Here is a 26218-nt window from a genome sequence, read left to right on the forward strand (position 1 = left end):
GTCAGTTGCCGTTGTTCGCTGAACCCAGCGGAGTGGGCCGGTAGTACCGGCCCTCGTGATACAGCAGGGGAGCCGACGCGGAATCGTCGTCGGCCTCGGCGTGCACGCGAGTGACGAGGCCGATGACGAGCGTGTGGTCGCCGACCGGAATCAACTGGTCCACGACGACCCGCATCCAACTGGGAGTTCCGTGCAGCACCGGTTCGCCGGTGTCGAGCCGCGCCCACAGCGACTCGTCGGAGAACCGCTGGTCCGCGCTCCGCGAGAAGCGCTGAGCCAGGTGCTGCTGGTGCTCCCCGAGCAGGTGGATCACCAGTGAGCCCGCCGAGTGGAGCGCATCGATGCTCGACGACGTGTTCGCGATGTTGAACGACACCAGCGGCGGGGCCAGCGAGACGGACGAAAACGAGGATGCGGTGAAGCCCACCGGGCCCGATCCCGAGTCGAGGGTCACGATGGTGACGCCCGCCGGGTGACGGCGCAGGGCTGCGCGGTAGTCCTCCGCACAGATTCCGGGGGCGAGTTCGGGGTGGCGGGGGAGGTCCGAACCATCGACGGTATCGGCGTTCTCGGCTCTGTCGGACAAATCATTCTCCGGGTCGGCCCGTGTGGGCACTGTGTCATTCTCGCGCGGTCGTTCTCGCGCCCGTCATTCTCGTTCACGAGATCTGACGTCAACTATAAGGGCGGGAAGCGGCCGGGATTCAGTCGACGTCGATCGCCAGGCCCGCGGTGATCCGGACCAACTCCGAGAACGACGTGCGGAAGACGGTGTCCGGGTGACCGGCGGCGGCCCACAGTTCCGCGTACTCCGACAGGGCGTTGTCGACGTAGGTCGGAAGGTTCGTGGGATGTCCGAGCGGGGCGATACCGCCGATCGGCTGCCCGGTCGCGATCCGCACCATGTCGAGGGGTGCCTGGGTCAGATTTCCCTGCAGTCGTTTGCCCGTGTTCGCCAGATCCACCTCGTGCGCCCCCGACACGAGGAGCAGGATCGGGTCGTCGTCGAGGAGGAACACCAGTGACTTGGTGATGGCGCCGACATCGACCCCCAGGGACTCCGCCGCCTCGGCCGCGGTGTGGGTGGAGTCGGGCTGGGTCACGATCACCCCATGGTGCCCTCGCGCGATCAGAGTCTCGGCGACATGCGCGGCGTGGGGGTGCAGGGGCGTCGGCATGAACCAAGAGTAGGTCCATTCCCCTGGAACGACATCAAGAAGCGTCTTCCGACACGACATCGGTACGGGGCGTAGTCGATTCCAGCTTCCGGAGCCGCCGGACGGTGAACCCGAACAGCAGTCCCAGCCCGACCGCGGAGTAGAGCGCGAGGGCGAGCGCGGGCTGTCCCAGGCCCATGTCGTCGAAGTACACGATGCTGCGGATTCCCTCGGTACCCGCGCCGGGGGTGATCCACCGTCCGATGGCCGCGTAGAAGGTGGGGATGACGTTCGAACCGAACGCCCCGCCTGCGCTGGGGTTACCCAGGATGACGAAGACGGCGATCGCGAGCGGCACCGCGAGGATGCCGACCGAGGCGCGCAGGCCCAGCGTGAACACGGCCGTGCCGAAGACGACACCGGTCCCGAGGAGCCACAGCGGGAACCAGTGACCCGCGAACGTGCCGAGCACGTGCGTCGTGATCAGGGCGCCGAGAGCGCCGGAGAGCAGGGCGTAACCGAACAGGACGGCCGTGTGCGCGGACGCCTGACGCAGGGTCCGCGGGGCGCCGATGAACAGGCCGATCGCGGCCGCGAGCAGGTAGCCGCCGACCACCCACCCGACGGCCAGGTAGAAACCGGACAGGCCGCGGTTGTCGTGCGCGCCCACGGGGATCTCGTCGCGAACCGTGAACTCGCGACCCTGACTGTTCTCCACCTGGGTGAAGACCGATTCGAGCGCGCTGGAGATGGAACTGCCGCCCGCGCTCGCCGTGATCAGGGTGTCGGGACCTGCGGGATTCACGACGAACGCGCCCTGGATCTCACGGTCGTGGAGGAGGCGGCGGGCTTCCGCGGTGTCCGAGACGACGCGTGCGCGGAGCGGCCCGCCGTCGATCGCGTCGAGCCGGTCGGCGACCTGCTGGTCGGTCCCGGCGGGCAGTCCCGCCGCGGCGACGACCCCGATCTCGATGTCGCGGGGCGTGGGCTGATGGAACGCGGCCACGTAGCTGAGGATGAAGCCGAGTTGGAGGAGGAGAACGCCGAAGACCAGCCCGGCCATCACCTTGGGCGCGCCGTATTTCGACACCGGACTGTCGTGGTGCACGGGAGCCGGGGTGGGGGTTTCGCTGACGGTGGTGGTCATCGGACATCCTCGATCCTTGTCGATACCTAGGGTATTGAATACCCTAGGTATCGTGACTGAAGAACGTCAACCGGACAGTCGTCACACCGAATGGACGCCGACGACGCGTCCCGGTCGCGACGTCGTGCGACAGCGCCTCCTCGACGCGGCGGCGGAGGAATTCGCGGAACGCGGCTTCAGTGCGGCCCGGCTCGCCGAAGTCGCACGGCGGGCCGGGTTCACCAAGGGCGCGGTCTACTCGAACTTCGAGTCGAAACAGGACCTGTTCGCCGAACTCTTCGCGGCGCGCTCACTCGAACTCGCGGGACGGGTGCTCGCCGAGATCGCCGGCATGAACCCGACGGACGCCGCGGGCAGGGGCGGCGAGGCCGTCGCGTCGTGGATGGTGCGCGAGCCGGGGTGGTCGCTGCTGGTACTCGAATTCGGTGTGCTCGCCGCCCGCGACCCGCAGATCGCCCAGGCCTACCTGCGGGAACGGCGGCAACTGCGGGGACGGCTCGTCGAATTGATCGGCGAGCGCGCGCGGGAGTGGGGAGTCGACGACACGTTCGACGTCCGCACCACGGCCATCTCGCTGATGGCCCTCATCTCCGGCCTCGTGCTCGAACACTCCGTCGATCCGGAGGAAGTGGACCGGCAGACGATGGGCGCCGCGGTCACCGCGTTGTTCGCAGGTGCCGTCGCCCGGGCCGGGCTGGTGTAATCGCCCGGTCCATGGTCGTCTGAACAGCCCGGGCTGGTCTGATGTCAGGCGGTCTGCGCAACGACCCCGTCGAGGAAGCCGTCGATGTGTGCCCACGTGGAGTCCTTGGCCTTCGGGCCCGCGACGAGTCCGAGGTGGCTGCCCGGCGCGGATTCGAACCGCACCGATGGTGACCCGGTGAGCACGTCCGTCGCCGCCCGGACCGACGGGATCGGGGCGATGACGTCCTCGGTGCCGCCGATCGCGAGGACCGGCACCGTCAGATCGGCGAGCGCGATCGCGCCGTTCCTGGTCTCGAAGCTCCCTGTGGCGAGCGCGTTCCCGAGGATCAGCTGAGTGCAGACCTGGCGGAAGAAACGTGCTGGGTACCCGGGCATGTCGGCCATGAACCGGTCGATGGACTCCATGCGGGCCAGGGTCTCGGTGTCGTGCAGGTTCCGCGCGATGAACCACGGCTTGGTGAGTTCGCGCTGGAGTGCGGTGAAACGGTAGCTGGCCTGGACCAGTGGCGCGGGCAGTCCGCCCATCGCTCCCGTGGCGGTGGTGAGGGGACGGTCGCCGGTGAACCGGCCGACCGCCCGCAGCGGCGCGATCATGGTCACCGACTCGTAGTCGATCGGCGTGCCGATCGCCGTCACCGAACCGATCGGCAGATCGCCCCGGCCTGCGGCCGTGAGCAGCGACATCGTGCCGCCGAGGCTCCAGCCGATCAGGTCGACGGGTGCGCCGTCGTGGAGCCGGGACACGCGGTCGACGGCGGCCGGGATGAAGTTGTCCACCCAGTCCTCGAACCCCAGGCCGCGGTCGGCGTAGCCCATCGTTCCGTAGTCGACGAGATACGTGGCCTTGCCCGACCCGACCAGGTGCGCGGCCAGGCTCTGGCCGGGCCGGAGGTCGAAGCACTGCGCGGGCGCGGCGAGCGGCGGCACGAGGAGGATGGGCCGGTCGTCGTCGGTGTCGGAACCGTCGAACCGGTACAGGTCCTGATGGGGTGCCTCGTGGATGCGGGTCGACGGGGTGCGCTGGACGGGCGCGATGCCGCCGCCGAAGGACAGTCGCCAGGCGTTGCGGGTCAGCGTGTTCAGCGTCGGGTTCCAGGCGATGTCGAGCACGGACTTCCTCTCGTGGCGGCGCAGATCCTTGAGGTATCTGTGACGTCAACATACAGGTAATCCTGCGGTGGTCCGTCAGCGGGAGGCGAGCAGAACCCGCAGCACCGTCGCCGGTCGGAGCAGCGTCCCCGGACGGTCGAGGAGATGCGTCACCCGGAGGAACGCCGCCCCGACGGCCGGGTCCACGGACGCGGCCCGGTCGAGCCGGGACGCATAGGCATTGGCGAACCGCACCCGCGCCGACCGTCGTCCCGGCACGGCCGGGATCCGGAGGTCGTTGTCGACGGTGAGATTCCACGCGGCATCGATGCACCGGTTCGCCCCGCGCAGGAACCGGCGAGCGAGATGCGCCCGTCCCGACCGCAGGCAGTCCCGCAGGATCTGCGCCTCGACCGCGGCGACGCTCATCCCCTGACCGTAGATGGGATTGAACGAGCAGATGGCGTCCGCGAACGGCAGATAGTCCGGCGGCAGATCGTCCGCGGAATAGTGCCGCCGGACGGTCGTCGGGATCCGGTAGCGCACGCCGTCGTCCACCGGTTCGGCCGTGCGCAGTGCGTCGTACATGTCCGGCGCCGGGAACGACTTCACGAAGTCGAGGAACCCGCCCGGATCCAGCGGCGGCACGTCGTCGCCGTACCCGGCGAGCGTGACGATCCACGTGCCGTTCTCCTGCACGCCCATGAATCCGCTGCGCGGACTCGACGGTCCCGGCGCCATCCCGATGCCGGAATCGCCGTCCAGGTGCGGCGGGTCGAGCCGGAAGTGCCTCGTCGCGTAACTGACGTCCACGGCCACCTGCGACTCGGGCGGCGGCGAAAACCCCAGCGCGCCGAGCCGGGCGACGCTGTGCGAACTGCGGCCCGACGAATCCACGACGAGATCGGCCCGGACGACCTCCGGCGGAACCCCGCCCCGGTGCCGCACGGTCACGCCGGTCACCCGCCCGCCGTCCAGGGTGAGGCCCGTGACGTCGGAACGGTCCAGGATCCGCACGTTCGGCAGGGCCTGGATCCGCCGCCGCACCTGCCACTCGACGAGCGGCCTGCTGGCGAGAATGCCGGGAACCCCGCTGGTCGCGCGGGCCAACCGGTGCCCGTCGACGATCCACCGGATGTCGCCGAGCGCGTCGCCCGCGGTGGCGCCGAGGGCGAGGAGTTCGGGCACGAGACCCGGCAGGAGGTCCTCCATCGCGGCCTGCCCACCGGCGAGGAGAGCGTGCACGTGCCGGGCCTGCGGCACACACCGGCGCGCGGTGGCCGCGTCGGGCAGAACGTCGCGGTCGAGGACGACGACGTTCCGGAACGTGCTGCCGAGCGCCGCCGCCGCCAGCAGGCCACCCATTCCGGCGCCGACGACCACGGCGTCGCCACCCGGGGGCGTCCGATGCGTCATCGCGGCTGTCCGTTCGCAAGACGGTGCAGAGACCTCCAGGGTATTTCTCCTGACACCGGCGAGCGGAGGTTACTCTCGAGTAATGACCGAACAGAAGACCTGGAATGCGTTCACCGTCGAGCGCAAGGATCACGTCGCGCAGGTGACGCTCACCGGACCCGGCAAGGGCAACGCGATGGGGCCGGATTTCTGGAGCGAGCTCCCCGAGATCTTCGGTGAACTCGACTCCGATCCCGACGTGCGGGCCGTGGTGATCGCGGGCTCGGGCAAGAACTTCTCCTTCGGTCTCGACCTGCCCGCCATGAGCGGCAGCTTCGGTTCCGTTCTCGCGGACAAGGCACAGGCAGGCCCGCGCACCGCGTTCCACGACATGATCAAGCGGATGCAGTCCGGCATCAACGCGGTCGCCGACTGCCGCAAGCCGGTGGTCGCGGCCGTCCAGGGCTGGTGCATCGGCGGCGGCGTCGACCTGATCTCTGCCTGCGACATCCGGTACGCCAGCACCGACGCGAAGTTCAGCATCCGTGAGGTGAAGGTCGCGATCGTCGCCGACATGGGCAGCTTCGCCCGGCTGCCCGCCATCATAGGCGACGGCCATCTGCGAGAACTCGCACTCACCGGCAAGGACATCGACGCGGACCGCGCGCAGAAGATCGGTCTCGTCAACGACGTCTACGCGGACGCCGACGCCGTCCTCGCGGCCGCGCACGCCACCGCAGCCGAGATCGCGGCGAACCCGCCGCTCGTCGTGCACGGCATCAAGGACGTCCTCGACCACTCCCGGGCGGCCGCCGTCGACGACAGCCTCCGTTACGTCGCCGCGTGGAACGCTGCGTTCCTGCCGTCTCAGGACCTGACCGAGGCGATCACCGCCGTCTTCGAGAAACGCGCCCCCGAGTTCACGGGCGAGTAGTCCGGCGGCGGCAGAGCTTATCCGCAGGTAAAGCCCAGTCCAACAGTTGCCCGAATCCTCGCTGCGCTCGCATACTTGCCGACTACAAGTAAACGACAGCGCAGCGAGGAAACAGTGTCGAATTCGGTCGAAACGCCGGTGGCCTACACCCACCGGCAGATCCTGGCTGTACTCAGCGGGTTGATGCTCGGCATGTTCCTCGCCGCGCTCGATCAGACGATCGTGGCAACGGCGATCCGCACCATCGCCGACGACCTCGACGGCTACTCGCTGCAGGCGTGGGCCACCACCGCCTACCTCGTCACCGCCACCCTCGCGACGCCGCTCTACGGCAAGCTGTCCGACATCTACGGCCGCAAGCCGTTCTTCATGTTCGCCATCACGGTGTTCGTGATCGGCTCGGTCCTGTGCACGTTCTCGACATCGATGTACATGCTCGCGGCATTCCGTGCGGTGCAGGGACTCGGCGCCGGCGGCCTGTTCTCGTTGGCGCTCACCATCATCGGCGACATCGTCTCCCCGCGTGAGCGCGCCAAATACCAGGGCTACTTCCTGGCCGTGTTCGGCACGTCCAGCGTGCTCGGGCCGGTCCTCGGCGGACTGTTCGCCGGGCAGGACGTGATCCTCGGAATCGACGGCTGGCGTTGGGTTTTCCTGGTCAACGTGCCCGTCGGTCTGGTCGCGCTCACCGTCGTCTCCCGGGTGCTGCACCTTCCGCGACGACCGGGCGGAAGCCGGCGGATCGACTGGTGGGGCGCGATCGCCCTCGCGGTGGGTGTCGTGCCGTTGCTCATCGTCGCCGAACAGGGGCACACCTGGGGATGGGACAACTCGAAGTCGTTGGCGTGCTACGTGATCGGCGTCGTCGGCGTGCTTGCCTTCGTGCTCGTGGAACTGGCGATGAAAGACGACGCGCTCATCCCGATGCGCTTCTTCCGCAACAGCACCTTCGCGCTCGGCGTCGTCATCAGCCTCGTCGTGGGCGCCGTCATGTTCGGCGGCATCACCCTCCTGCCCCAGTACCTTCAGGTGGTGAAGGGCTCGAGCCCCACCCTCGCCGGGTTTCAGATCCTGCCGATGGTCCTCGGCCTCATGGCCGGGTCGGTGGTCAGCGGCCAGATGATCTCGCGGACCGGGCGGTACCGGTACTTCCCGATCCTGGGGACCGCCCTGATCGCGGTCGCCGCGTTCCTGCTGCACACGCTCGCAGCCGACACTCCGATGCCCGTCGTGATGGCGTTCATGCTGATCCTGGGACTCGGTCTCGGAAACCTGATGCAGCCGCTCACCCTCGCCATTCAGAACGCCCTGCCCCCGCAGGACATGGGGGTGTCGACCGGAGCGGCCACCTTCTTCCGGCAGATCGGCGGCACCGCAGGCGTCGCGATCTTCCTGTCGATCCTCTTCTCCCGCCTCACCCCGGCCATCGGCGAGCGCGTCACGGCCGCCGCGGGCACCTCCGACTTCCGGCGGGCAGTGGTGGCCGCCGCGCAGAGCAACGACCCCGCCGAGGCCGCCATGGGTCAGGGAATGCTCAGCCCCGACCACGCAGGCGTCAGCGGCGTCCTCACGGACAGTTCGGTGATCGGACGACTCGACGACGTGCTCGCCCTGCCGTTCCGGCAAGGATTCGCCGACGCCATCGGATCCGTCTTCCTCAGCGTCTCGATACTCGCCGTCGTCGCGTTCGTCCTCACCGTGCTGTGGAAGGAAGTACCCCTGCGCAGCGAGTCCGGACTGCAGGCCGCGGCCCGCGGCGACGCGGGGGAGTGAGACGGCAACGGCGCCCGGTCCACCCGATGACGGGAGAACTGGGCGCCGCGTGAACGAACGTCGGGCTCAGTGCCCGCCGTTGTTCTTCAGACGCTCGAGCGACGCCTCGACCTCGGCCTTCGCCTCGGCGAGCCCGACCCAGTCGGCCGCCTCGACGTGCTTGCCCGGCTCGAGGTCCTTGTAGTGGACGAAGAAGTGCTTGATGGCGTCCAGTTCGAACTGCGGGACGTCGCCGATGTCCTGGATGTGGTCCCAGCGCGGGTCGCCGGCGGGCACGCACAGCACCTTGTCGTCGCCGCCGGCCTCGTCGACCATCTTGAACATGCCGACGGGACGTGCCTCGACGATGACTCCCGGGAACACGGACTCGGGGAGCAGGACCAGCGCGTCCAGCGGGTCGCCGTCCTCGCCGAGGGTGTTCTCGATGTAGCCGTAGTCGGCCGGGTAGCCGAACGCGGTGTACAGGTAGCGGTCCAGCTTCACGCGACCGGTCACGTGGTCGACCTCGTACTTGTTTCGCTGACCCTTGGGGATCTCGATGGTGACGTCGAACTCCACGCCGATTCCTCGCTGTCGTGTCGATGATGATTCGGGGAGAGGATATCGGGTCGAGGATAAGGTTGGTTGTCTGACCACCCACGAATCACAGTGAAGACGGAGGCGCGTTGCCGGGCCAGGGAAAGAAGAAGATGGGCTCGTTGGCGGGACGCCACCGTCGGAACATGCGAATTCTGTTCGCGTCGGTCGTCGTCGTGGTGCTCGCGATGGCCGCCGTGCTGGTGGTCGCGGTGAGCGCGCACAACGCGTCGGCGGGCCGCGGTGAACTGACGATCGCCCCCGCACCGGCGCCGATCATCGCGGCCCCGCAGGTCACACCGGTCCCGGACGACGCGCCGATGCCGACTGCGCAGGGGATCGCGGCCGCGGTCGATCCGGCCGCCGCCAACCCCGACCTCGGCAAGTTCAGCGGAACGGTCGCCGACGCGGTCACCGGTCAGGTGTTGTGGAGCGTCGACCCGCAGACCCCGATGACGCCTGCGTCGACCACCAAGGTCCTCACCGCGGGATCCGCGCTGCTGTCGTTGCCGTCCGACCACCGTGTCACGACGAAGGTCGTGCAGGGGGCGACTCCCGGGGAGATCGTCCTCGTCGCTGGTGGTGATCCCACTCTCACCGCGAAGCCGGTCGGGGAGAACGGCTACTACCCGGGTGCGGCGCACATCTCGCAACTGGTCGACCAGATCCGGAACGCGGGCATCCAGGTGACGCGCATCGTCGTCGACACCGGCATCTACTCGGGCGACACCATGGCGCAGGGGTGGTTCCCGACCGATGTCGGCGCCGGATTCATCACCCCCACCGAGCCGATCATGATCGACGGCGGCCGCGCCGACCCACTCGTGGACGAGTCGCCGCGCAGTTCGACGCCCGCGATCGACGCCGGGCGGACGCTGGCCGGTGCGCTCGGCGTCGACCCGTCGGCGGTCGCGTCGGGCGTGGCGGCACCCGGCGCCGCCACCGTCGCGAGTGTGCAGTCCGCGCCGCTGCGCGACCGGTTGCGGCAGATGGTGGAACACTCGGACAATGTGCTTGCCGAAGCGATCGGGCGGGAGGTTGCCATGAATGCCGGCGCGGAAGCATCGTTCGCGGGCGCCGTCGCGTCCATCGGCCAGACCCTGTCCGGCGCCGGATTCGATCTGTCGGGGCTCACGCTGCACGACGCGAGCGGGCTGTCCGTGGACGACCGCATCGCACCGCACACACTCGACCAGGTCCTGACGGCCGCTGCCGGGGAGGGGAATCCCGCCCTGCGGCCGATGCTCGACTACCTGCCGGTGGCCGGCGCCACGGGCAGCCTGTCGGACCGGTACGCGTCGGGGAACCGCACGGGCGCCGGATGGGTGCGCGCGAAGACCGGCACCCTGTCCACGGCCAGCGCCCTCGCCGGCTACGTGGTGGACCAGAACGGGCGCGTCCTCACGTTCGCGCTGATGTCCAACGACCGCCCGCCGGAGGTCAGTCGTCCCGCGCTCGACGCACTGGCGGCCGCGCTCCGCACGTGCGGGTGCGAGTGATGGCCGCCGAGGGAAATGCCTTCAGCGGTGCCGTCGACTGGAAACTCGCAGCCAGGACGGGAGTGAGGCTGGCGCGCAGCGGGCCCGCCACGTCGCGGTACACGGCCGAAGCCGTGGTCGCGGAACTGGCCGACGCGTCGATGCGCGCGGAACTGCCCGTCCGGGAAGTCACCGGCCTCGCCGACGGACTGCCGGTGCCCACCGCCCAGATCCTCGACCGGGCGGGGTGGATCCACGCCGCCGCGCATTCGATGTCGCAACTCACCGGCGGCGACGCCGCCCCCGGCATGCTGCTCGGCAAGCCGGCGGGCATTCAGGCCGGGGCGATGCTCGCCTACCTGTCCTCGGCGATCCTCGGCCAGTACGACCCGTTCACCGGCGACAACGGGACCCTGCTGCTCGTCGCGCCCAACGTGGTGTCCGTCGAGCGCACGCTGCGGGTGCGGCCCAGCGACTTCCGGCTCTGGGTGTGCCTCCACGAGGTGACGCACCGGGTGCAGTTCTCGTCGTCACCGTGGCTCACCGGGTACATGCAGGAGTCGGTGGAGACCCTCGGATCCGCCGAGGACGAGTCGATCACCGACATGGTCGGCCGGTTGTCCTCCGCGCTGCGCGACCGTGGGCGCGCGGAGCCCGACGAGTCGGGTGCGCCGGGCGGCATCGTCGGACTCCTGCGCGCGACCCAGGCCGAGCCCCAGCGTGAGGCACTCGACCGTCTGCTGGTGCTCGGCACCCTCCTCGAGGGGCACGCGGACCACGTGATGGACGCGGTCGGTCCCGAGGTCGTGCCGTCGGTGGCCACCATCCGCGCGGCCTTCGACAGCCGGCGCCGCCGCAAGAGCAACCCGGTGCAGCGCGTCATCCGGGCGCTGCTCGGAATGGACGCGAAGATGGCGCAGTACGTGCGCGGCAAGGCGTTCGTCGACGCCGTCGTGGACAAGGTCGGGATGGACCGGTTCAACGTCGTGTGGACGGGCCCCGACACGTTGCCCCGGCTCGCGGAGATCGACGCGCCGGACGCCTGGGTGTCCCGGGTGCTGGGCTGATTCGCGAAGGACTGAGCCGGTGACAGTGCTTCCCGAGGAGCCGGCGATCCTCGAGGTTCGTCACGCGGTGCGGCGCTGGATCGCAGCACACGCCCCGGACGGCGACGTCGCGGTCGCTCTGTCGGGCGGCGCCGATTCGCTGGCCCTGACCGCGGCGGCCGCCGCGGAGGCGCGTTCGGCTGTCGCCCTGGTCGTCGATCACCGGCTGCAGCCGGGGTCGGACGCCGTCGCCGACGAGGCGGCAGCGCGTGCCCGGGCCCTGGGCTGCGCGTCCGCCGAGGTGCTTCCCGTCGACGTCACCGGAACCGGCGGGCTCGAGGCCGCCGCCCGGCAGGCCCGCTACCGGGCTCTCGACTCGGCGCGCGGAACCCGCCCGGTGCTGCTGGGGCACACCCTCGACGATCAGGCCGAAACGGTGCTGCTGGGGCTGTCGCGCGGTTCGGGCGGTCGATCCATCTGGGGAATGAGCCCCTACGACAGCCCGTGGGGCCGGCCGCTGCTGGACGTGCGACGCGCGGTGACCCGGCAGACCTGCGCGGAACTGGGCCTGCGCCCGCACGAGGATCCGCACAACAGTTCACCCGATTTCGTGCGGGTGCGGCTGCGCACCGAGGTGCTGCCGCTGCTGGAGGACGTCCTGGGTGGCGGTGTCGCCGGGGCCCTCGCCCGCACCGGGGAACACCTGCGCGAGGAGGGGGCCGTCCTCGATGCGGTGGCCGCCGACGCCGAAGCGAAAGTCGTGGTGGGCGGGGAAATCGACGCGGCGCTCCTGGCCCTGTCGGCACCGCCCGTCCGCCGCCGGGTACTGCGCAGCTGGCTGCTCGCGGCCGGTGCGCGCGGTCTCGGAGACACCCAGTTGCGGGCCGTGGACGACCTCGTCGCACGGTGGCGGGGGCAGGGACAGGTGGCGGTCGGGGGCGGAACACCGGACGCGAGGTTGGTGGTCCGACGGCGACGTGGCAGGCTGAACGTCGGATTGGACGACCGACGAAGGGTTTGATCGCGTGTACGAAGGCGACATCGCATCGGTACTGATCTCCGAGGACGAGATCCGTCGACGTACCGTCGAACTGGCCGAGGAGATCGCCAAGCGCTACCCGGAGGGCGCCCCGGAAGGGGATCTGCTCCTGGTGGGTGTCCTCAAGGGCGCCATCTTCTTCATGACCGACTTCGCGCGGGCCCTCCCCATCCCCACCCAGATGGAGTTCATGGCCGTCAGCTCCTACGGGTCGTCCACGTCGTCCTCGGGTGTCGTGCGCATCCTCAAGGACCTCGACAAGGACATCGCCGGCCGCCACGTGCTGATCGTCGAGGACATCATCGACTCCGGTCTCACGCTGTCCTGGCTGATGCGCAACCTCTCGACGCGGAACCCGGCGTCGCTCGAGGTCGTCACGCTGCTGCGCAAGCCCGACGCCATCAAGGTCGACATCAACGTCGCGAACGTCGGCTTCGACATTCCCAACGAATTCGTCGTCGGCTACGGCCTCGACTACGCCGAGCGCTACCGCGACCTGCCGTACATCGGAACGCTCGAGCCCTCCGTCTACGGAGGCTGAACCCCGCCCGTCAGCGGACGGTTTCGTGGGACACGGCGAGCTCCAGCGCCCGCAGATCCTGCTCCAGCTGGCGGAATAGCCAGTACACGCCGACGAACGCGAAGATGCCGCCGACGCACAGAATGCGGACGGCGATGATCACCAGCGTGATCTCGTCGGGCGACAGGAACGTCACGCCGGCCACACCGGCCAGCGGAACCGACGCGGCCACCGCGAGATACAGCGTGCTGCGGCGGTCGAGGCCCCGCAGCTTGTGCGCGTCGGCGCTGCTCGCGATGTCCTGCGGTAGCAGGGTCGGGTAGATGCAGCGCACCGCGAAGAACGCCACCACGAAGAACGGGTACGCCACCGACACCGCACCGCACACGATCAGCGACGCGATGAAGTGCACGTACGCGCCCGGCGGCACGTTCCCCGCCGCCAATTGCAGGGAAATCGGATAGGCGATGCCCGCGATCACCCACAACCCGAACACCACGAGCACCACGCGGTCGCCGAGCAGCAACGTGTCGGTGCGGGCCCGGGCCAGGGTCTGGCGGTCGTACGTCCGGCCCTTGCGCAGACCCCGCGGAACCAGCAGCGGGTAGCGGCACCAGTAGAGCAGCATGATCGCGCCCAACGGGAACGCGATCGAGTTGATCACCAACTGGATCCCCTCGAACGACTGCTGCGCCTCCGGCGTCAGATTGCTGATGATCAGCATCTTGTTGTGGTGATAGTTGTACGCGCCCGCGAGCGCGTTCGGCACCGCGATACCGAAAACCAGAATCGGAAGCGCGAAGCGGCGCAACCGCATGCGCCAACTGTTCGGCGGCGGATCGACGAGATCACGGGCCCGCGGGTTCAGGCACAGGTCGAACTGCTGGGCCAGTTCGGCGCCGGACGACCACCGGTCCTCCGGCTTCGGCGCCAGACATGTCAGCAGTACCCGGCGCAGCGACGGCGGGCAGTCGGCGGGCAACTGGTCCAGGAACTCCGGGTCGACGTCGCGGCTGCGGCTGTCCAGCATCGCCTCGAGTGCGGCGAGCGACTCGCTCGACACGTCCTCGTCCTGGAACGGACGCCGCCCGCACATCAGCTCCCACAGCATCACCCCGAGCGCGAAGATGTCGCTGCGGGTGTCGAGGTCCGCCGCCGTTCCCGGCATTCCGCGGTGACACGCCTCGAGTTGCTCGGGGGACATGTAGGCCAGGGACCCGCCGAAGTAGGCGAGCGGAGACGCCCCGGTGACGGTGTCGCTGAAACTGATGTTGAAATCGGCGAGCTTGGGCACACCCTCCGCCGTCAGCAGGATGTTGGCGGGTTTGATGTCGCGGTGCAGGACACCGCGCTTGCCTGCGTAGTCGAGGGCCTCGGCCAGTCGCCGTCCCAGCCACGCGATCGTCTCGGGCCAGGTGAGCGACGCGATCTCGTCCCGCACACTCGAGTCGGTGGGCCTGAGTTCGCCCTTCTCCCGCATCTCCTCGTCGACGACGTCGAGCAGCAGGCTGCCGGTCCGCTCCTGCTCGGGGGTCACGCGCACGCGCCGCAGAACCCGCAGCAGGGTGCCACCCGGCAGGTACTGCATGTAGAGCAGGCGCAGTTGACGGTCCTCGAGCAGCCGCTGGTCGAACACGCGGACGATGTAGTCGTGGTCGAGTTGCGCGAGGGTCTGCGGCTCGTTGCCCTTGTCGTGGGAGATCTTCACTGCGACCAGACGCTGCATCGACCGCTGGCGTGCGAGGAACACGCGGCCGAACGCGCCGCTGCCCAGCCCCATCAGCAGATCGAAGTCGTCGACCTGCTGCCCGACCTCCACGTCGTCGAGCGCCGCACTGCCGGGCGGCATGGTGATGAGCGTGTCCCGCTGGCGGGCGGTGACGGTTGGACGGGCCTCCGCGGTCTGGTCGGCGGGTGCGGTTCGCTCAGCCGTCACCGTTTGCTCAGCCGTCACCGTCGACGGGCCGGCCGCGACCGTCGCTTCGCTGCTCTCGTGTTCGGAGTTCGTGACTCCGACGGTCCGTTCGGCAGAGTCCGATCCAGCGGCCGATCCGTCTCTGCCCGACCCGTTTCCTCTGGTCATTGCACATCGAGGGTTCTACTGGGCGGGTTCTCTGGGCACATCGAGGTTGTCTGGAGCGGTGTGAAGAGTCCCATCCAGGGACAAGCGAATGGTAACCCCGCTGACCTACCGTATCCAGCGCGAATACTCGAAATCGCTGCTGCGCTGCACCATATACTCGGATGATGGGGGACTCCCCGTTCACCTCAGCCGTCGTCGTCGCCGAGCAGGTCCGCTCGGGCGTCTCGAGTCCGATGGAGCAGGTCGAGGCCGCGCTCGCGGCCATCGCGGAGCGTGAACCGAAGATCCAGGCGTTCGCCGCGGTCCTCGGCGACCAGGCCCGAGCCGAAGCGCTGGCCCTGTCCCGCCGACCGGATCTGGCCACCCTTCCACTGGCGGGGGTGCCTGTCGCGATCAAGGACGTCATCCCGGTGGCCGGGCTGCCGATGCGCGAGGGATCAGGCGCGACCAGCGCCGAACCGAGGGCCGCCGACCATCCGGTCGTGGCGCGACTGCGGGCGGCGGGCGCGGTGGTGGTGGGCCTGACGACCCTGCCCGAACTGGCGGTGTGGGGAACCACCGACGCGCCCGGCCACATCACCCGCAACCCGTGGAATCCGTCCCGGACCTGCGGCGGTTCGTCCGGGGGAGCGGCCGCCGCCGTCGCCGCGGGAATGGTGCCGCTGGCGCACGGGACCGACGGTCTGGGGTCGATCCGCATCCCGTCGGCGAACTGCGGAGTGTTCGGTATCAAACCGGGCAGGGGAGTCGTGCCGTCCGAACTCGGCGCCACCTCCTGGTTCGGCATGGCCGAGAACGGGCCCATCGCCACGACCGTCGACGACGCCGCCCTCATGCTGTCCGTGATCGCCGACCGTCCCGAACTCGCGCGGATCGGGCCGTCGGAGCCACTGCGGATCGCGGTGGCGTCGGGGTCGCCGACGTTCCTGGCCACGGTCGATCCGCAGTGGCGGGACGCGGCTGTGCGTGCGGGGACGGAACTGACCGGCTCGGGCCACGACGTGGAGCCCGCGACGTTGCCGTACCCGGTCAACCTGATTCCGGTTCTCGCCCGCTGGACGGCGGGAACGGCCGCCGACGCGGAGGGCCTCGACCGCAGGCGACTGCAGCCGCGGACCCGCAGGCACGTCGCATTGGGCCGCGCGCTGGGCCGGTTCGTCCGCCCGCAGCAGGTGAACAGGCTCGAGGACTCGCTGCGCGCCTTCTTCGAGAACTACGACGTGGTGATCACCCCCGCGCTCGCGCAGCCGCCGCTGGCGGCGACGACGTGGAGCGAGCGGTCGTGGTTGTCGAACATCGTGGCCAACGTGCGGTACGCCCCGCTCAGCGCGCTGTGGAATCTCGTCGGCTGGCCCGCGGCCAGTGTCCCCGTCGGCACGCATTCGCATTCGGGCACCCCGCTGGCCGTGCAGATTGCGGCGCCGCCCGGCGGAGAGGCCAGAATCCTGGCCCTGGCCGCCCACATCGAGCGGGTCGGCGGCGGCTGGCCGAGGGTCGCGCCTACGCGGTGACCTCCCGCACATCCGGACCCGGATCGAGGCGGAGGGAACCGATGGGCAGCCGCGCGCGTTGAACGAAATAGAGACCGCTCGCGACAGCGGTTGGCTGCTACCTGGAGTCGCCGGGGTGCCTTCGCGGTAACCTGGTTTGTCCGGTTGGCAGCCGGAAGGCGCACCCGGAAGACCCGCACTCTCGAAAGGACCGGCCATCTCGGCCGACCTGTATGAACCGTAAGACTGTGTTTCGAAACCTGGCGATAGTTGCCGGCATCCTGCTGGTGATCTACGCCTTCAGCTACTTCGGCAACGACACGCGCGGCTTCAAGGGCGTCGACACCTCCGTGGCGATCGCGCAGCTCGACGCGAACAACGTCGAGAAGGCGCAGATCGACGACCGGGAGCAGCAGGTGCGCCTGTGGCTGAAGGACGGCAACGACGCCACCGACGGCAAGACCGAGATCCTCGCCAAGTATCCGGCGTCGGCGTCGGAGCAGATCTTCAACGAGATCTCCGACAAGGGCCTGCAGAGCTACAACACCACGGTCACGCAGGAGAGCTGGCTCACGTCCATCCTGCTGTTCGTCCTGCCGATGGTGATCCTGCTCGGCATCTTCTTCTTCGTGATGAGCCGCATGCAGGGCGGCGGCCGCGGCGGCGTCATGGGCTTCGGCAAGTCGAAGGCCAAGCAGCTGTCCAAGGACATGCCGAAGACGACCTTCGCCGACGTCGCGGGTGCGGACGAGGCCGTCGAGGAGCTGTACGAGATCAAGGACTTCCTGCAGAATCCGGCGCGCTACCAGGCACTGGGCGCGAAGATTCCCAAGGGTGTCCTGCTCTACGGTCCGCCCGGAACCGGTAAGACCCTGCTCGCCCGCGCGGTGGCAGGCGAGGCCGGTGTCCCGTTCTTCACGATCTCCGGTTCGGACTTCGTCGAGATGTTCGTCGGTGTCGGTGCGTCCCGCGTGCGCGACATGTTCGACCAGGCCAAGCAGAACAGCCCCTGCATCATCTTCGTCGACGAGATCGACGCCGTCGGACGCCAGCGCGGCGCCGGTCTCGGTGGCGGTCACGACGAACGTGAGCAGACCCTCAACCAGTTGCTGGTGGAGATGGACGGCTTCGGTGACCGCACCGGTATCATCCTGATCGCCGCCACCAACCGCCCCGACATCCTGGACCCGGCGTTGCTGCGTCCGGGCCGCTTCGACCGGCAGATCCCGGTCGGCGCCCCCGACCTCGCCGGCCGTCGCGCCATCCTGAAGGTGCACTCGCAGGGCAAGCCGATCGACCAGCACGCCGACCTCGAGGGCCTGGCCAAGCGCACCGTCGGAATGTCGGGTGCCGATCTGGCCAACGTCATCAACGAGGCGGCGCTGCTCACGGCCCGCGAGAACGGCACCGTCATCACGGAGGCCGCGCTCGAGGAGTCCGTCGACCGTGTCGTCGGCGGTCCGCGCCGCAAGAGCCGCATCATCAGCGAGCACGAGAAGAAGATCACCGCGTACCACGAGGGCGGGCACACGCTCGCTGCGTGGGCGATGCCCGACATCGAGCCCGTCTACAAGGTCACCATCCTCGCCCGCGGCCGCACCGGCGGTCACGCGATGACGGTGCCCGAGGACGACAAGGGCCTGATGACGCGGTCCGAGATGATCGCCCGCCTGGTCATGGCGATGGGTGGCCGCGCGGCCGAGGAACTCGTGTTTCACGAGCCCACCACCGGTGCGTCCTCCGACATCGACATGGCGACGAAGATCGCCCGGTCGATGGTCACCGAGTACGGCATGAGCGCCAAGCTGGGTGCCGTGCGGTACGGCCAGGAGGGCGGCGACCCGTTCCTGGGCCGGTCGATGGGGCAGCAGTCCGACTACTCCCACGAGGTCGCGCGCGAGATCGACGAAGAGGTCCGCAACCTTATCGAGGCCGCGCACACCGAGGCGTGGGCGATCCTCAACGAGTACCGCGACGTGCTGGACATCCTGGCCACGGAACTACTCGAGCGGGAGACCCTCACCCGCAAGGATCTCGAGAAGATCTTCCACAGCGTCGAGAAGCGCCCCCGGATCACGGCGTTCAACGACTTCGGGCACCGGACTCCATCCGACAAGCCGCCGGTCAAGACGCCGCGGGAACTCGCGACCGAGCGCGGCGAGCCGTGGCCCCAGCAGCCCGAACCGGTGTTCGCGCAGCAGCAGTCGCAGCCGGCTCCGCCGCAGCAGCAGTACCCGCAGCCGGCGCCCGCAGGCGGCTACTCGCAGCCCGCTCCGGCCCGGCCGCAGGGCGGCATGACGCAGCCGCGTCCCGACTACGGCGCCCCCGCGGGATGGTCGGCTCCGGGCTGGCCGCCCCGCGATCCGGGCAACCAGAGTCCGGAGGGGCAGTACCCCGGCAACCAGGGGCCGGGCACCAACCAGGGTCCGGGGAACCAGTGGAATCCGCCGCACGAGCAGCGGGGCGCCGGCGACGACGATGCGCAGACGAGGGCCTGGAAAGGACCGGACGGATCGAACTGATCTGCCCGACACTAGGCTGTTGCTTCGGGACGGACGGTCCCGGTACTGGAGGAGTTTCGGTTGTCGGTGAATCATCTCGGTAGTGAGCCCGTGGCACTCGAGACAGGCCGGGTGTTCGATCAGCCGCGTGCCGAGGCTGCGGTGCGGGAACTGCTGATCGCGATCGGTGAGGACCCGGACCGTCCCGGACTCCGCGATACGCCCGCCCGCGTGGCGCGGTCGTACCGCGAGGTCTTCGCGGGCCTGTACACCGACCCGGACACCGTGTTGAACACGACGTTCGACGAGGGGCACCAGGAGTTGGTGCTCGTCCGCGACATTCCGCTGTACTCCACGTGTGAGCACCACCTCGTGTCGTTTCACGGGGTCGCGCACGTCGGGTACATCCCGGGCCGGACGGGCAAGGTGACCGGGCTGTCGAAGCTGGCCCGCGTGGTCGACCTGTATGCCAAGCGCCCGCAGGTCCAGGAGCGTCTGACCAGCCAGATCGCCGACGCCGTCATGCGCAAGCTCGATCCGCGCGGTGCGATCGTGGTCATCGAGGCCGAGCACCTGTGCATGGCGATGCGGGGGATCCGCAAGCCTGGTGCGAGTACCACCACCTCCGCGGTGCGTGGTCTGCTCCAGTCCAGCGCGGCCTCACGTTCCGAGGCTCTGGACCTTATTCTGCGGAAGTGACCGTGATCGAGCTGCCCTCACCGGGCCGCACCGTGGTGATGGGGATTCTCAACGTCACCACAGATTCCTTCTCCGACGGCGGACGCTTCCTCGATCGTGACGCGGCGCTCGAACGCGGTCTCGCGTTGAAGCGTCTCGGCGTCGACATCGTCGACGTCGGCGGCGAGTCCACCCGGCCGGGCGCGGCGCGGGTCGATCCTGACGTCGAGGCCGGACGGGTCGCACCCGTCATCGCGGACCTGGTCGCCGAGGGCATCTGCGTCAGCGTCGACACGATGCGGGCGTCCGTTGCGGAGGCCGCGATCGGCGCGGGCGCGTCGATCATCAACGACGTCGCCGGTGGCCGGGCCGATGCGGCGATGGCGTCGGTGGTCGCGGACGCCGGAGTTCCGTGGATCCTGATGCATTGGCGTTCGGCCGGCGACTACGTGCACCGCGGTACCGCCGACCACTACGACGACGTGGTCCGTGAGGTCCGGGACGAACTGATGACGCAGGTCGACCTTGCCGTGAAGGCCGGGGTGGATCCGGGCTCGCTGGTGCTTGATCCGGGTCTCGGTTTCGCGAAGAACTCCGATCACAACTGGGCGCTGCTGAAGGCGCTGCCCGAGTTCACCGAGCTGGGATTCCCCGTTCTCGTCGGCGCCTCCCGCAAGCGGTTCCTGGGTTCGCTGCTCGCGGATGCGGACGGCGAACCCCGTCCCCCCGCGGGCCGGGAGACCGCGACCGCCGTCGTGTCGGCGCTCGCCGCGACCCACGGAGCGTGGGGAGTTCGTGTGCACGATGCACAGGCCTCCCTCGACGCCATCGCGGTCGCCGAGGCCTGGACGAGGGGTGCAGCCGGACGTGAGTGATCGAATCGAGTTGCGCGGATTGAAGGTTCGCGGCAATCACGGTGTCTTCGACCACGAGAAGCGGGACGGTCAGGACTTCTACGTCGACATCACCGTCTGGATGGACCTCACGCCCGCCGCGGCGTCGGACGACCTCGACGACACCCTGGACTACGGCGGTCTCGCCGAGCGTGCGGCCGCGATCATCGCGGGCCCCTCCCGGGACCTGATCGAGACCGTGGCGGCCGAGATCGCGGACGGGGTGATGACCGACCCCCGCGTCCGGAGCACCGAGGTGGTGTTGCACAAGCCGTCCGCGCCGATCCCGCTGACCTTCGCGGACGTCGCGGTGGTGGCGCACAGGTCGAGACCATGAGTCGCGCGGTGCTGTCGATCGGGTCGAACGTCGGCGACAGCCTTGCCCACCTGCAGTCCGTCCTCGACGGTCTGGGTGATGCGGTCGTTGCGGTCTCCCCGGTGTATTCGACGGCGCCGTGGGGCGGCGTCGAGCAGCAGGACTTCCTCAACGCGGTCCTCGTCGCCGACGATCCCGCCCTCGACGGCTACGGCTGGCTGCGGCGTGGGCAGGAACTCGAGGCCGCCGCCGACCGGGTGCGCGTCGAACGGTGGGGTCCGCGCACGCTCGACGTCGACGTCGTCACGTGCGACGACATCCGCAGCGACGACCCGGAACTGACGTTGCCGCACCCGCGAGCCCACGAACGTGCTTTCGTGCTGATTCCGTGGCTGGACGTCGAACCCGACGCCGTGTTGCCGGTCGACGGAACGGCGACCCGCGTGGACGTACTGCTGCCACTGCTGGACGCCGAAGAGCGGGCTGGTGTGCACCGGACGGGCCTCGCCCTGGACCGGCGGTCGCGATGAAGCCGGAGCCGACGGGCACGATGAAGCCCACCCGCATCTGGGATCTGCTGTTCCTCGCCGCGCTCGCCGTCGCCGCCACCTGGATTTTGGTGCGCGTGTTCTACGGGTCGTTCCCGCCCATCCCCGTGTACGCGGGGGCGTCGCTGTATCCGGTCGCGCTGATCGAGGTCGTGCTCGCGTTCATGGTGCGATCCCGGGTCAGTAACCATCAGGTGGGTGACGGGCCGCGTCAACTGCATCCGATCACCGCCGCCCGGGTTGCCGCTCTGGCCAAGGCATCCGCACTCGTCGGCGCCGCGACGGCCGGGGTGTGGGGAGGCTTCTTGCTGTACCTGCTTCCGCAGCAGTCGGTGTTGCGCGCCGCCGGCTCGGACAGTCCCGGCGCGTGGGTCGGTCTCGTCGCGGCACTGGCGCTCGTCGGTGCGGCGCTGTGGCTGGAACACTGCTGCCGCACCCCCGACGACCCCTCGGACGAGCCTGCGCATTAGGGCACGGGGGATCGCCGCAGGTCGGATGGAATGCGCGGTGCACCCTTCGCGGCCAAGTACCCTTGGCACCATGACGAATCCTGGTCGCCTCAAGTCTGCGCGCCGCAACAGGCGCAGCGCGAGCCAGATGATCGTTGCGGGTTTGCTCGCCCTCGCCGTGATCGCGTCCCTGTTCCTGATCTTCAGCGACAGCGTCCAACTGCTGCGCGTGGGACTGGTGGCCGCGCTCTGGGCCGCCACGGTCGGTGCCATCGCCATGACGAAGTACCGGCGCGAGTCGGCGCTCGACAAGGCGAAGGTCAGCGACCTGCAGACCGTCTACGAGTTGCAGCTCGAGCGGGAGATCTCGGCACGGCGCGAATACGAGCTCACCGTCGAGAAGCGGGTGCGCAGCGAAGTGCGTGCCGATGCAGAGGAACTCGCCGCGCTGCGCGCCGAACTCTCGTCGCTCCGCAAGAATCTCGAGGCACTGTTCGACGGCGCGATGCCGACCGAACGGATCGCGCTGCGGGCGGATTCGACGCGTGTGCAGGAACTCGCAGGCGGCTCGTACAGCAGCTATCAGCCGGCCGCGTCGGGCCTGTACATCCCGGGTGCCGGGCACGCCACGGGCGCCGGGCATCAGAGCGGTTCCGCACAGTCTTCGCATTTCGCGAATCCCGACGACGATCCGGTCACCGCCGAGACGTCGATCGTCGAGCCCGCCGGCGCCGGACAGACCGAACCCGAGATCGAGGTCGAACCGGAGCCGGAGCCCACGCCGGAGCCTGTTGCCAAGGTCGCGCCGGTGCCCGCGCCCGCGCCTGTCGCGAAGGTCGCGTCCCAGCCTGTCGCCGAGCCGGAACCAGAGCCCACGGAGCCCGAGCCGGAGGCGGCCGAGCCGGAGCCCGAGGGGCGGCGGGGCCGCAGGCGGGCGGCGGAGGACGACGCCTCTTCGGGCGCGCACTCGAACGGGCTGTCCGTCGCCGAGATCATGGCCAACATGCAGACCGCGTCGGGGGCGTCCCAGAGCGCCGGAGGCAGGCGTCGCCGGGCCGAATAGGCTCCGACTCGCCCGAGGATCAACCCGCACGGTGTGAGGCATATATCACTCTGCCTGCGCATGGCGGGCCGAGTTCGCGCCGGGCTATCCTCACCGTGGAACGTCTGGTACCCGCCGAGCGGGACTGGAACGAACGAGAGGACGAAGGTGACCTCTTTCGGGATCACTAATGGCCCTGCGCCTGCGAGATTGACGGTAGGAATCGTCTCCGCCGGCCGGGTCGGAACAGCAATCGGTGCCGCGTTGGAGCGGGCGGGTCACGTCGTCGTCGCCTGCTCGGCCGTCTCCGACGCGTCACGGCATCGGGCACGTACCCGGCTTCCCGAGACCGAGATTCTGCCGGTCTCGGAGGTCGCGGCCCGCTCCGAACTGCTCATTCTCGCTGTCCCCGACGCCGAACTGCCGTCGCTGATCGCGGGGCTGGCCTCCACCGGTGCCGTGCCGGGTCGCGCGATCGTGGCCCACACGTCCGGCGCGAACGGCATCGGGATCCTCGGCCCCCTCACCGAGCAGGGTGTCGTTCCGCTCGCGATTCACCCCGCGATGACGTTCACCGGCCACGACGAGGACACGGTCCGTCTCGCATCCGCCTGTTTCGGTATCACCGCCGCCGACGACATCGGCTACGCGATCGCGCAGTCGCTGGTTCTCGAGATCGGCGGCGAGCCGGTGCGGGTCCGCGAGGACATGCGGCCGCTGTACCACGCCGCTCTCGCTCACGGCAGCAACCACCTGGTCACGCTCGTCGTCGACGCCGTCGCCGCGCTGCGAGTCGCGCTCGAGGGCCAGGAACTGCTCGGCCAGGAGTTGATCGGCGACGATCCGAACGGCCTGGCCGAACGAGTTCTGCAGCCGCTGCTGTCCGCGGCGCTCGACAACGCCCTGCGCCGCGGACCCGCGGCGCTCACCGGGCCCGTCGCCCGGGGCGACTCCGAGGCGGTGGCCACGCATCTGCGGGTTCTCGAGGAGGTCGATCCGCGGATTGCGGCCGGCTACCGGGCCCTCTCACTGAGGTCGGCGCAGCGCGCCGGCGCCACACCTGAACTGCTGGACATCCTGGAAGACCGGAGGTGAGCCCCGTGAGCGATCTGCAGGGCGGATACAAGCGCGGCGAACTGACCGTGCACCACGACCCGAGCGTGCTGACGCGGGTCTCGAAGGCGCTGCGCGGCGTCGGCCGCCAGGTCGCGCTCGTGCCCACGATGGGAGCCCTTCACACGGGTCACCTGGAGCTGGTGCGGCAGGCCAAGCTCACCGGCGCGGTGGTGATCGTCTCGATCTTCGTCAACCCGTTGCAGTTCGGTGCAGGCGAAGACCTCGACGCCTACCCGCGCACCCTCGACGCCGATCTCGAACTGCTGCGTGAGGCCGGAGTCGAGCTGGCGTTCGTGCCGACCGCGGCCACCATGTACCCGGCCGGTCCGCGGACGACGATCCATCCCGGACCGCTGGGTGCGGAGCTGGAGGGCGCGTCCAGGCCCACGCACTTCGCGGGCATGCTCACCGTCGTCGCCAAGCTGCTGCAGATCGCCGCACCGCACGTCGCGTACTTCGGCGAGAAGGACTACCAGCAGCTGACGCTGATCCGGCAGATGGTGACCGACATGAACTTCGACGTCCGCATCTTCGGGGTGCCCACGGTGCGTGAGCACGACGGACTCGCGCTGTCCTCGCGGAACCGCTACCTCGACGAGGATCAGCGGAACGCGGCGACGACGTTGTCCGCGGCCCTGATCGCCGGTGCCCACGCCGCGGCCGGTGGCGCCGAGGCGATCCTCGCCACCGCGCGCGAGGTGCTGGCGTCCACCCCCGAGGTGGAGGTCGACTACCTCGAGGTGCGGGGCGTCGACCTCGGTCCGGCCCCCGAGCGAGGCGACGGCCGGCTGCTCGTCGCCGCCAGGCTCGGAACCACCCGCTTGATCGACAACGTCGGTGTCGCCGTCGGCACCGGTTTCCTCGAACGTGACACCGAGGCGTCGGACGCGTCGGCGACAGACGAACTTCTTTCCCGCTAGAAGAGTAAGGACCGGAACATGTTTCGCACCATGATGAAGTCGAAGATCCATCGCGCCACCGTCACGCACGCCGACCTGCACTACGTCGGCTCGGTGACGGTCGACCAGGATCTGATGGATGCCGCCGACCTCCTCGAGGGCGAGCAGGTGTGCATCGTCGACATCGACAACGGCGCGCGGCTCGAAACCTATGTCATCGCCGGCGAGCGGGGAAGCGGTGTCATCGGGATCAATGGTGCGGCAGCGCATCTGGTCAAGCCCGGCGACCTCGTCATCCTCATCGCCTACGGCGTCATGAACGAGCAGGAGGTGCGCGACTACGAGCCGCGCGTCGTGTTCGTCGACGCCGCGAACACGCCGGTCGACCTCGGTGCCGACCCGGCGCACGCGCCGGAGGGCTCCGGCCTGATCACCCCGCGCATGCTGTCGACGCTCGACGCCGAGCGCGAATCCAGTTTGGTGTAACCCGTGCTCCTCACCGTCGACGTCCGGAACACGAACATCGTTCTCGGACTGTTCACCGGCACCGGTGAACATTCGAAGTTGGTGCAGGACTGGCGGATGCGCACCGATGCGAGGATGACGGCCGACGAACTGGCGCTCATCTTCCGCGGGCTCCTCGGCGCGCACACCGATCAGATCACGGGGGTGTCCGCGCTGTCGACGGTGCCGTCGGTGCTGCGGGAGATCCGCGTGATGCTGACGCGGTACTGGGGGCACGTCCCGCACGTGCTGGTGGAACCCGGGGTGCGAACCGGTGTTCCGCTGCTCGTCGACAACCCCAAAGAGGTCGGCGCCGACAGGATCGTGAACAGTCTTGCGGCGCATCACCTCTACGACGCGCCGTGCATCGTGGTCGACTTCGGGACGTCCACGTGCGTCGACGTCGTGTCCGCGAAGGGTGAGTTCCTCGGCGGCGCCATCGCGCCCGGCCTCGAGATCTCCTCGGACGCACTCGCGTCGCAGTCGGCGGCGCTGCGCAAGGTGGAACTGGTGCGACCTCGGTCCGTCGTCGGCAAGAACACCGTCGAATGCATGCAGTCGGGTGCGGTGTTCGGTTTCGCCGGCCTCGTCGACGGACTGGTCCGCCGGGTGCGCAGGGAACTGCCCGCCTTCTCCGGTTCCGACGTGGTGGTGATCGCGACCGGCGACCGTGCGCCGCTGATCATGCCCGAGACGGAGACCGTCGACGAGCACGAACCGGATCTCACGCTCGAAGGGCTGCGCCTGGTCTACGAGCGGAATCAGGCCCGCAGGGGAGCGCGTCGCAGTCCGCTCGACTGATGGGTTCCCTCTTCGCGGAAGTTATGTCAGAATGGTCCC

At 69.2% G+C, this 26218-nt stretch carries 26 protein-coding genes; 19 read left to right on the plus strand and 7 right to left on the minus strand.

Features of this window, described 5'->3' with window-relative positions:
* Window position 1 precedes the first annotated feature (1 nt).
* The 3 genes from dszD to P3H15_RS20895 form a co-directional block, all read right to left on the minus strand.
* Window positions 2-586, minus strand: a complete 585-nt coding sequence (gene dszD / locus P3H15_RS20885) for an NADH:FMN oxidoreductase DszD (RefSeq protein WP_087559824.1) — start codon at window positions 584-586, stop codon at window positions 2-4.
* 118 nt (window positions 587-704) lie between these two features.
* Window positions 705-1178, minus strand: a complete 474-nt coding sequence (locus P3H15_RS20890; RefSeq protein ID WP_072947342.1) for a YbaK/EbsC family protein — start codon at window positions 1176-1178, stop codon at window positions 705-707.
* 34 nt (window positions 1179-1212) lie between these two features.
* Window positions 1213-2304: a hypothetical protein gene (locus P3H15_RS20895; protein WP_276139013.1), complete on the minus strand. Its 1092-nt coding sequence runs from the start codon at window positions 2302-2304 to the stop codon at window positions 1213-1215.
* 52 nt (window positions 2305-2356) lie between these two features.
* Between P3H15_RS20895 and P3H15_RS20900 the strand changes: the two genes are divergently transcribed.
* On the plus strand, window positions 2357-3007 hold the full coding sequence (locus P3H15_RS20900; RefSeq protein WP_276139014.1) for a TetR/AcrR family transcriptional regulator: 651 nt from the start codon (window positions 2357-2359) through the stop codon (window positions 3005-3007).
* Window positions 3008-3051: 44 nt separating this feature from the next.
* Here the strand turns inward: P3H15_RS20900 and P3H15_RS20905 are convergent, their stop codons facing one another.
* Both P3H15_RS20905 and P3H15_RS20910 read right to left on the minus strand, forming a co-directional pair.
* Window positions 3052-4119, minus strand: a complete 1068-nt coding sequence (locus tag P3H15_RS20905) for an alpha/beta fold hydrolase (RefSeq protein ID WP_276139015.1) — start codon at window positions 4117-4119, stop codon at window positions 3052-3054.
* A 75-nt stretch (window positions 4120-4194) separates the two neighbouring features.
* The gene (locus tag P3H15_RS20910; protein WP_276139016.1) at window positions 4195-5514 is read right to left on the minus strand and encodes a monooxygenase; all 1320 of its coding nucleotides are present in this window, start codon (window positions 5512-5514) and stop codon (window positions 4195-4197) included.
* Window positions 5515-5596: 82 nt separating this feature from the next.
* Between P3H15_RS20910 and P3H15_RS20915 the strand changes: the two genes are divergently transcribed.
* Window positions 5597-6427 carry a crotonase/enoyl-CoA hydratase family protein gene (locus tag P3H15_RS20915; RefSeq protein WP_276139017.1) on the plus strand — a complete coding sequence of 277 codons (831 nt, stop codon included), beginning with the start codon at window positions 5597-5599 and terminating at the stop codon, window positions 6425-6427.
* 75 nt (window positions 6428-6502) lie between these two features.
* Entirely contained in the window at window positions 6503-8200 is a 1698-nt protein-coding gene (locus P3H15_RS20920; RefSeq protein WP_276139018.1) for an MDR family MFS transporter, read from the plus strand.
* Window positions 8201-8266: 66 nt separating this feature from the next.
* Here P3H15_RS20920 and P3H15_RS20925 read toward each other — a convergent pair whose 3' ends face one another.
* Window positions 8267-8758 (minus strand): inorganic diphosphatase, encoded by a 492-nt coding sequence (locus P3H15_RS20925; protein ID WP_276139019.1) that lies wholly within the window; start codon window positions 8756-8758, stop codon window positions 8267-8269.
* 131 nt (window positions 8759-8889) lie between these two features.
* On the opposite strand from P3H15_RS20925, the gene dacB reads away from it, so the two are divergent.
* The 4 genes from dacB to hpt are packed head-to-tail and all read left to right on the plus strand — an operon-like array spanning window position 8890 to window position 12880.
* Window positions 8890-10275 (plus strand): D-alanyl-D-alanine carboxypeptidase/D-alanyl-D-alanine-endopeptidase, encoded by a 1386-nt coding sequence (gene dacB / locus P3H15_RS20930; protein ID WP_276139096.1) that lies wholly within the window; start codon window positions 8890-8892, stop codon window positions 10273-10275.
* On the plus strand, window positions 10275-11321 hold the full coding sequence (locus P3H15_RS20935) for a zinc-dependent metalloprotease (protein WP_276139020.1): 1047 nt from the start codon (window positions 10275-10277) through the stop codon (window positions 11319-11321). The genes dacB and P3H15_RS20935 overlap by 1 nt, the downstream gene beginning before the upstream one ends.
* A gap of 19 nt (window positions 11322-11340) precedes the next feature.
* Window positions 11341-12321, plus strand: a complete 981-nt coding sequence (gene tilS, locus P3H15_RS20940; protein ID WP_276139021.1) for a tRNA lysidine(34) synthetase TilS — start codon at window positions 11341-11343, stop codon at window positions 12319-12321.
* Between the two features lie 4 nt (window positions 12322-12325).
* Entirely contained in the window at window positions 12326-12880 is a 555-nt protein-coding gene (gene hpt / locus P3H15_RS20945; RefSeq protein ID WP_072947351.1) for a hypoxanthine phosphoribosyltransferase, read from the plus strand.
* A gap of 10 nt (window positions 12881-12890) precedes the next feature.
* Here the strand turns inward: hpt and P3H15_RS20950 are convergent, their stop codons facing one another.
* A complete protein-coding gene (locus tag P3H15_RS20950) occupies window positions 12891-14942 on the minus strand; it encodes a serine/threonine-protein kinase (RefSeq protein WP_276139022.1) in 2052 nt (683 codons plus the stop codon).
* 164 nt (window positions 14943-15106) lie between these two features.
* Here P3H15_RS20950 and P3H15_RS20955 point away from each other — a divergent pair, with 164 nt between their 5' ends.
* From P3H15_RS20955 to P3H15_RS21010, 12 genes are all read left to right on the plus strand, one after another.
* Window positions 15107-16453, plus strand: a complete 1347-nt coding sequence (locus P3H15_RS20955) for an amidase (RefSeq protein ID WP_276139097.1) — start codon at window positions 15107-15109, stop codon at window positions 16451-16453.
* Between the two features lie 212 nt (window positions 16454-16665).
* Window positions 16666-18954, plus strand: coding sequence for an ATP-dependent zinc metalloprotease FtsH (ftsH, locus tag P3H15_RS20960; protein ID WP_276139023.1), 2289 nt, complete (start codon window positions 16666-16668; stop codon window positions 18952-18954).
* A gap of 60 nt (window positions 18955-19014) precedes the next feature.
* Entirely contained in the window at window positions 19015-19632 is a 618-nt protein-coding gene (gene folE / locus P3H15_RS20965; protein ID WP_043826734.1) for a GTP cyclohydrolase I FolE, read from the plus strand.
* Window positions 19629-20486 (plus strand): dihydropteroate synthase, encoded by an 858-nt coding sequence (gene folP / locus P3H15_RS20970; RefSeq protein ID WP_276139024.1) that lies wholly within the window; start codon window positions 19629-19631, stop codon window positions 20484-20486. The genes folE and folP overlap by 4 nt, the downstream gene beginning before the upstream one ends.
* Window positions 20479-20841: a dihydroneopterin aldolase gene (gene folB, locus P3H15_RS20975; RefSeq protein WP_276139025.1), complete on the plus strand. Its 363-nt coding sequence runs from the start codon at window positions 20479-20481 to the stop codon at window positions 20839-20841. The genes folP and folB overlap by 8 nt, the downstream gene beginning before the upstream one ends.
* Window positions 20838-21350 carry a 2-amino-4-hydroxy-6-hydroxymethyldihydropteridine diphosphokinase gene (gene folK / locus P3H15_RS20980; protein ID WP_276139026.1) on the plus strand — a complete coding sequence of 171 codons (513 nt, stop codon included), beginning with the start codon at window positions 20838-20840 and terminating at the stop codon, window positions 21348-21350. The genes folB and folK overlap by 4 nt, the downstream gene beginning before the upstream one ends.
* Before the next feature lie 20 nt (window positions 21351-21370).
* On the plus strand, window positions 21371-21838 hold the full coding sequence (locus P3H15_RS20985; RefSeq protein ID WP_179377657.1) for a DUF3180 domain-containing protein: 468 nt from the start codon (window positions 21371-21373) through the stop codon (window positions 21836-21838).
* Between the two features lie 70 nt (window positions 21839-21908).
* Window positions 21909-22880: a DUF6779 domain-containing protein gene (locus P3H15_RS20990; protein WP_276139027.1), complete on the plus strand. Its 972-nt coding sequence runs from the start codon at window positions 21909-21911 to the stop codon at window positions 22878-22880.
* A gap of 147 nt (window positions 22881-23027) precedes the next feature.
* Window positions 23028-23954: a Rossmann-like and DUF2520 domain-containing protein gene (locus P3H15_RS20995; RefSeq protein WP_276139028.1), complete on the plus strand. Its 927-nt coding sequence runs from the start codon at window positions 23028-23030 to the stop codon at window positions 23952-23954.
* Window positions 23955-23959: 5 nt separating this feature from the next.
* A complete protein-coding gene (panC, locus tag P3H15_RS21000) occupies window positions 23960-24895 on the plus strand; it encodes a pantoate--beta-alanine ligase (RefSeq protein WP_276139029.1) in 936 nt (311 codons plus the stop codon).
* Window positions 24896-24913: 18 nt separating this feature from the next.
* Window positions 24914-25360, plus strand: a complete 447-nt coding sequence (gene panD, locus P3H15_RS21005) for an aspartate 1-decarboxylase (protein ID WP_012691507.1) — start codon at window positions 24914-24916, stop codon at window positions 25358-25360.
* A 3-nt stretch (window positions 25361-25363) separates the two neighbouring features.
* The gene (locus P3H15_RS21010) at window positions 25364-26179 is read left to right on the plus strand and encodes a type III pantothenate kinase (RefSeq protein WP_012691508.1); all 816 of its coding nucleotides are present in this window, start codon (window positions 25364-25366) and stop codon (window positions 26177-26179) included.
* Window positions 26180-26218: the final 39 nt, after the last annotated feature.

This window comes from Rhodococcus sp. T2V (genome assembly GCF_029269925.1).
Lineage (GTDB): Bacteria > Actinomycetota > Actinomycetes > Mycobacteriales > Mycobacteriaceae > Rhodococcus_F > Rhodococcus_F koreensis.

What these genes read in the sequence shown, in the direction of transcription:
- P3H15_RS20890 (WP_072947342.1), bottom strand. Translation starts at nt 1,178, where the DNA reads ATGCCGACGCCCCTGCACCCCCACGCCGCGCATGTCGCCGAGACTCTG.
- P3H15_RS20895 (WP_276139013.1), bottom strand. Translation starts at nt 2,304, where the DNA reads ATGACCACCACCGTCAGCGAAACCCCCACCCCGGCTCCCGTGCACCAC.
- P3H15_RS20910 (WP_276139016.1), bottom strand. Translation starts at nt 5,514, where the DNA reads ATGACGCATCGGACGCCCCCGGGTGGCGACGCCGTGGTCGTCGGCGCC.
- P3H15_RS20915 (WP_276139017.1), top strand. Translation starts at nt 5,597, where the DNA reads ATGACCGAACAGAAGACCTGGAATGCGTTCACCGTCGAGCGCAAGGAT.
- dacB (WP_276139096.1), top strand. Translation starts at nt 8,890, where the DNA reads ATGGGCTCGTTGGCGGGACGCCACCGTCGGAACATGCGAATTCTGTTC.
- P3H15_RS20935 (WP_276139020.1), top strand. Translation starts at nt 10,275, where the DNA reads ATGGCCGCCGAGGGAAATGCCTTCAGCGGTGCCGTCGACTGGAAACTC.
- P3H15_RS20950 (WP_276139022.1), bottom strand. Translation starts at nt 14,942, where the DNA reads ATGACCAGAGGAAACGGGTCGGGCAGAGACGGATCGGCCGCTGGATCG.
- P3H15_RS20955 (WP_276139097.1), top strand. Translation starts at nt 15,107, where the DNA reads ATGGGGGACTCCCCGTTCACCTCAGCCGTCGTCGTCGCCGAGCAGGTC.
- ftsH (WP_276139023.1), top strand. Translation starts at nt 16,666, where the DNA reads ATGAACCGTAAGACTGTGTTTCGAAACCTGGCGATAGTTGCCGGCATC.
- folK (WP_276139026.1), top strand. Translation starts at nt 20,838, where the DNA reads ATGAGTCGCGCGGTGCTGTCGATCGGGTCGAACGTCGGCGACAGCCTT.
- P3H15_RS20985 (WP_179377657.1), top strand. Translation starts at nt 21,371, where the DNA reads ATGAAGCCCACCCGCATCTGGGATCTGCTGTTCCTCGCCGCGCTCGCC.
- P3H15_RS20990 (WP_276139027.1), top strand. Translation starts at nt 21,909, where the DNA reads ATGACGAATCCTGGTCGCCTCAAGTCTGCGCGCCGCAACAGGCGCAGC.
- panD (WP_012691507.1), top strand. Translation starts at nt 24,914, where the DNA reads ATGTTTCGCACCATGATGAAGTCGAAGATCCATCGCGCCACCGTCACG.